At 61.4% G+C, this 5,565-nt stretch carries 5 protein-coding genes; all 5 read right to left on the bottom strand.

Annotation, left to right across the window (positions count from 1 at the left end; genetic code table 11):
- Positions 1–82: 82 nt before the first annotated feature.
- The 5 genes from GYA94_RS26015 to dsbD all read right to left on the bottom strand — a co-directional run bounded on the left by GYA94_RS26015 (position 83) and on the right by dsbD (position 5,282).
- Complete coding sequence (locus GYA94_RS26015) at positions 83–784, bottom strand: ATP-binding cassette domain-containing protein (RefSeq protein ID WP_009684805.1); 702 nt, start codon at positions 782–784, stop codon at positions 83–85.
- Positions 785–1,516: an ABC transporter permease gene (locus GYA94_RS26010; RefSeq protein WP_167524237.1), complete on the bottom strand. Its 732-nt coding sequence runs from the start codon at positions 1,514–1,516 to the stop codon at positions 785–787.
- A 454-nt stretch (positions 1,517–1,970) separates the two neighbouring features.
- Positions 1,971–2,729, bottom strand: a complete 759-nt coding sequence (dsbG, locus tag GYA94_RS26005; RefSeq protein WP_009684803.1) for a thiol:disulfide interchange protein DsbG — start codon at positions 2,727–2,729, stop codon at positions 1,971–1,973.
- 1 nt (position 2,730) lies between these two features.
- Entirely contained in the window at positions 2,731–3,567 is an 837-nt protein-coding gene (locus tag GYA94_RS26000; RefSeq protein ID WP_009684802.1) for a TlpA disulfide reductase family protein, read from the bottom strand.
- Entirely contained in the window at positions 3,567–5,282 is a 1,716-nt protein-coding gene (gene dsbD / locus GYA94_RS25995; protein WP_161893389.1) for a protein-disulfide reductase DsbD, read from the bottom strand. The genes GYA94_RS26000 and dsbD overlap by 1 nt, the downstream gene beginning before the upstream one ends.
- Positions 5,283–5,565 lie beyond the last annotated feature (283 nt).

Below are 5,565 nucleotides of genomic sequence, written 5' to 3'. Positions count from 1 at the left end.
AACTCCGGTGAAAACGGGAGTTCAGCTTCCAATGATCTGCGGGCTATGGGCAGGTGGGGTTTATGGAGCGGATACACTGCATTTACATCGCAGCGTTGATGAAAGCTTCATCATAGGACTTTGCGCTGTAGCGGGTCAGAAACGCTTCACCATTCCCGAACGGCTCGATGCGCTGGTGTGCAAGCATGTAGAACCGGTGGCAGTTCGTTACGATTTCTTCGGTGTGGTGAGACGATACCAACACGCTGGCCCCATCTGCACACGCGTTCTTTATGCCCAGCCAGATGTAGTGTCGAAACTCAGGGTCTATGCCGGCGGTCGGTTCGTCGAGGATGATCAGGTCACCACCCATGAGCAGTAGTGTGAGGGTGATGAAACTGCGGATTTCGCCGTAACTGCAGGTCGATGCCTTTTTCTCAGAGAGGTTGGCGTAGCGCTTTGACAACGCAGGCGACCACTGGCAGAGGCGCGCAAGGGCCTGATGATGACTGGGTGCCGATGTTGAATTCAACTGGGTGATCAGTTCATAGGCCTCGCCCATTTTCAGCAGCGGCGGTGGCGTTAGTACTTGCGTCAGGTAAAGCTGGCACTTGGAAACGTTGATGATATTGCCTTGGCTAGGCTTTCTGACATTGCATATCAAATCGAAAAGTGTCGTTTTGCCCGCGCCGTTGCATCCCAGTATTCCGACTGCCTCACCTTCGCTTAGGCTCAGCGAGATATTCTGGAGAAGCGGCGTGTCGGGGTGGGAAAAGCTGAGTTTGTCGAGCGTCAGAAGATTCATTCAATATCGATTCCAGATGGGTTGGATTCTGAATAACTTCGCTGTGACATAAAACCCTATTGCTGAGGCAGCAACGGCTGCAGAGAAGCTCACGCTGAGTGATAGCTGCCCATTGATGATGTTTGCGCTCAAGTAAAGCGGATTGATCGCGCCGAGCCAGTGCAAGGTGTTGGAAGGTGCGCTACCCAGGTAACCAGAAAAGAGCATGAGAAACGAAAGGAATGAAAATACCGTGCCGGCGGTACTGAACCTGATCGGCAGCGCAGCAATGGCCAGGCCTATGCAGGAAAATAGTAAATAGCTTGTGTAGAAAGCCGTTGTGAGATGCAGGAATTCTGGCAGCGAGTAGGGGCCGTACAGTGGCTTGGTGATGATGTAGAAGGCGCTTGAATACAGCAGGCTGATCACGCTATAGCTGAGGGCATGTGACGTCAGGAACAGCGTGATGGCCTCCCGTCGGTAGATGAATGAACGGACAAAACCGCTCTCCCGTCTGCCAATCAAGTAGAAGCTCAGGCCGAAAAAGGCGACGTTTGGGGAGATGTAGGCGTAAAACCAGGCCGCGGAGTGCGTATAACTGGAAGCTGACAGGCCCGTAAATGAAGCGTTCTGCTTCATGATCATGAACATCATGCACGGTGCTACTGCAGTCCATAGCAGTGCGGTAGGTTCTCTCAAGTACTCAACGAGGAGTAGCCTGGCGACCGAAATTATTCTTCTTGTTCGTCTCATGGTATGCACCCTTCGGAGGTCATGAAGAAGACATCACGCCTGGTGCTATTTTGGGACCAAGCCCTCATGTACGGCGGTTGGGCGCTGAATGTCTGCTGCGAAATCTTTTATTGTCAGGATTGAGGGGTGTCAAGTTTTTCCGCTGAATATTCAGTTTCTAGGAGTAGGTGCGTTTGTTGGGGTAGTGATGCTTGTTGTGAGGGGCGTCTGAAGGATGTTTCTGACAATTAATTAATTAGTGGTATTGGGCGGGGCTTTTCAGTTTTGGGTGTGAGCCGTTTCGTACTGGCTTGTAAGGCGTATAGGAATTTTTATTATGAATGCTCTATTTGTGATGAGCGGTATCGATAGTTCTGGTACGCAATTAAGTGTTACAAGGTATAACTTTTCTGCCGAATTCTAGAGCGAGCACCGTGTGGGCGGCGCTCGCTATTTGCAGCACTCACCTCAGGCGCTAGCGCTTGCCAAGAATCTTCCCAAGCATCTCCGGCCGTGGTGCGCCTTGCTGGCTCTGCAGCTGACCCTGGTCATCCTGGTAGAAAATCGCTGGGGTGGCCTGCAACCCCATCTCTTCCATCAACGCCATGTTTGCCGCCAGCTTTTGCTGAACCGCCGGCGGCACCTGCTTCAGCGCTGTCAGTGTGCTGGCCTTGCCAGCCTTCTCATGCGCGTGCAAAGCCTTGGCCGGGTCTTGTGCCGCCAGCAGGGCGGCCGACTTGCCTGGGCTGTCTTCGCGGATGATGCCGACCATGATGTGGCGCAACTGCACCTTGCCCGACTCGACCCAAGGCCGTGCCTGCTCCCAGAACATGTTGCAGTACGGGCAGTTGGGGTCGCTGAACAGGTACACCTTGCGCGGTGCATCGTCCCTGCCATCGGCGATCCAGGCGGTTTTTTCCATCTTCGCCCAGATTTCCTTGCTCATCGGCGCATACACCAGCTTTTCCAGCGGCTCTGCGCTCAGGTCCTTGCCCTGTTCGTCGAACAGGTTGCCGACCAGTACGTGCTTGCCGTCGGGCGTCAGGTACAGGGCCAGGGCGTTGTTCTGGTACTCGGCGGCGTAACCGCGCAGGCCGTTGGGGGCGTCGAAGCTGCCTTTGATCACGGCACCCTTGGCTTGCAGTTGCTGAACCGCTTTGGGCAGCTCTTCGGCCTGCAAGGCGGGGGCGGCCAGCAGGGCCAGGGACAGGGGCAACAGTGCAGTCAATCGCATTTCAGTTTCCTTGTGCGGCAGGGGCGGGCGCAGCGGCCCGCTCGAAAGGTTCCAGGGCATGGCGCAGGCTGGCCCGGGACAACTCGCCCAGGTGGCTACCGACCAGCCGCCCCTGGGCGTCATAGAACAGCGTGGTGGGCAGGGCCATCGAACCGACGCGTTGGGCCAGCAGGCCGGTGCCGTCGAACAGCACGTGGGTCAGGCTCAGGCCGGTGGTGGCGAGGAAGGTGCTGACGTTTTCCGGGGTTTCGCCCTGGTTGACGAATAGGAAGGTCACGTTCGGGTATTCGCTCTGCGCCTGCTGCAGCACCGGCATTTCGCGCCGGCAGGGTGGGCACCAGGTGGCCCAGAGGTTGATCACCAGCGGTGTACCGCGGTAGCTGTGCAGCGCCACGGGCTGGCCGCCGGCATTGCGCAGGTTCAGTTCGGGTAGTTCGGTGCCCTTGCTGTACAAGTGCCCGCCAAAGCTGGCCAGGCCCCAGAACAGCGCGCCGCTGAACAGCGCCCAGCCGAGCGGGCGGCGCAGGCCTGGGTGGCGCCAGCCCTGCCACAGGGCACCGCCCACGATACCCGCCAGGCCCGACCAGAACAGAAAGCCGCCATCACGGATGTCGATGATTTGCAGCGGATCGTCCCGGTACATCGGCCAGTACGCCAGCACGAACCCCGCCCGCGCGCTGAGCAAGCCAAGCAGAAACAGGTTGAACAGCGCCGACTCCGGGCTTTCACCGCCGCGCCGTGCGACCCACCAGCCGACCACGCTGGCGATCACCAGCGCGGTGAGCATGAGCAGGTGGTTCAGGGCCATGGTCAGCGGCCCCAGGGTCACGGTGAGCATCAGCCTTGGCTCCTGGTCTGGGCCCAGTGTTGCTGGAACGCGGCGGCGTCCACTTCACCGGTGATGCGCCGCGCGCGGCGCTCTTCGCCTTCTGGGCCGATCCAGATAAGGCTGGGCGGGCCGGGTACCTGGTAGCGTTGTAGCAGCGCTTTGCTGGCGGGGCTGTTGGCGGTCACGTCCAGCCGCAGCAGGTGCACGCCGGCCAGCCCGGCCTGCACGTCGCTGCGGCTGAACACTTGTTTTTCCATCACTTTGCACGACACGCACCAGTCGGCGTAGTAGTCGAGCATGACCCATTGCCCGCGAGACTTGGCGGCATCGAGTTCGCGTTGCAGGTCTTCTGGGCGGCTGACGGTGACGAAGCTGTCCTCGGCGTGCGCAGCAGTGGCTGGCGCGGCTGCCCCCCCGGCGAATGGGCGCAGGGGTTGCCAGAGGTCGTCGCCGCCGGCTGCCGCGCCGACCAACAGCAAGCCCCCCCACAGCGCCCCCAGCAGCGGCACTGCGCGCAGTGCCGGCAACCGCTGCAGGGCCGGCCAGGCTGCCCAGGCCAGGGCGACCAGCCAGGCACCGGCGAGTGCCAGCAGCAGGCTGGCCGGCAGCAGGCTGCGCACGGTGTACAGCGCCATGGCCAGGAACACGAAGCCGAATACCGCCTTTACCCGGTCCATCCAGGCGCCCGGGCGGGGCAGGTAGCGGTTGCCCAGGGTGACCAGCAACAGCAGCGGCACGCCCATGCCCAGGCCAAGGGCAAACAGCACCAGCGCGCCTTGCAGCACATCGCCGCTTTGCGCGATGTACAGCAGCGCCCCGGCCAGAGGCGCGGTCATGCAGGGGCCCAGCAGCAACCCGGACAACGCGCCCAGCAAGGCCGCACCATACAGGTTGCCGCCGCGGGTACCTTGCCCGGCCCGGTCGAGACGATCACGCAGGGCGGCGGGCAACTGCAGTTCGAAGGCGCCGAACATCGGCAGGGCGAGGATGATGAACAGCCCCGCCAGGCTGCCCAGCAGCCAGGGTTGTTGCAGCCAGGCTTGCAGGCTGGCGCCCAGCAGCGCGGCGACCACGCCCAGGGCGGCGTAGACCAGGGCCATGCTCAGTACGTAGACCCCGGCCAGCAGCCAACCGCGGCGGGCGCTGGCACCGTTGCCCAACACCAGCCCGGCGAGAATCGGCAGCATCGGCAGCGAGCAGGGGGTAAAGGCCAGCAACAGGCCCAGGCCGAAGAAGGCCAGCAGGCTCCAGGCCAGGTGCCCCTGTTGCAGGCCGCTGGCCAGGGCCTGGTCGCTGGCTTGTTCGGCGGCCGGCGCTACGCTGCCGCCCAGGTCGATGCTGGTGGTCTGTGGTGGGTAGCACAGGCCGGCGTCGGCGCAGCCCTGCCAGCCCAGGCGCAACTGGCCCTGGGCGTTGGCCGGCAGCAGCAGCTCGAGCTGGTCACGGTACACCGCGCTGTCGCCGAAGAACTCGTCGTGGTGGTTGAGTGCCGGCGGCAATTGCGGCTGTTGATCGCTCGGCAGGCCATCGAATTTGAGGCGCTTCTGATACAGGTAGTAGCCCGGCTTGATCTGGAAGTACAGGCGCATCTGGCCGTCGGCCTGGCGGTCGTGGGTCAGTACGAAGGCCTGCTCGACCGGCAGGAAATCGGGTTTGACGTCGAACGGGTTGGCTTGCAGGGGGCCAGCCAGTAGCAGTGTCAGGAAGAGCAGGAGAACGCGCATGTCTTCGCCTTGGCAGAACGGGGAATGGGGCCATGCTGGCTGGGGTTGATTAAATGAAGGTTAACGGCGGTTTTGAAGGGGGTGTGAGGGTTTTCGGTGCTTGACGGGGGATATGCAGCGCCTGTGAGATCGAGCGCCGCCCGCGCGGCGCATCGCGAGCTGCGCTCGCTCCTACGTTTGTTTCGGGCCAATTATTCCTGTGGGATTTGCGCGCGAACGCCTTGGTGCATGCCTCAATATCGCGCCGTACAAACAAGGCGGCCGCGCGCGCCTGTCACAGGCG

Origin of the sequence: Pseudomonas juntendi (assembly GCF_009932375.1) — a bacterium.
Lineage (GTDB): Bacteria > Pseudomonadota > Gammaproteobacteria > Pseudomonadales > Pseudomonadaceae > Aquipseudomonas > Aquipseudomonas juntendi.
The sequence above is the reverse complement of the archived record's forward strand: the minus strand, read 5'-3'. Positions and strand labels throughout refer to the sequence as shown.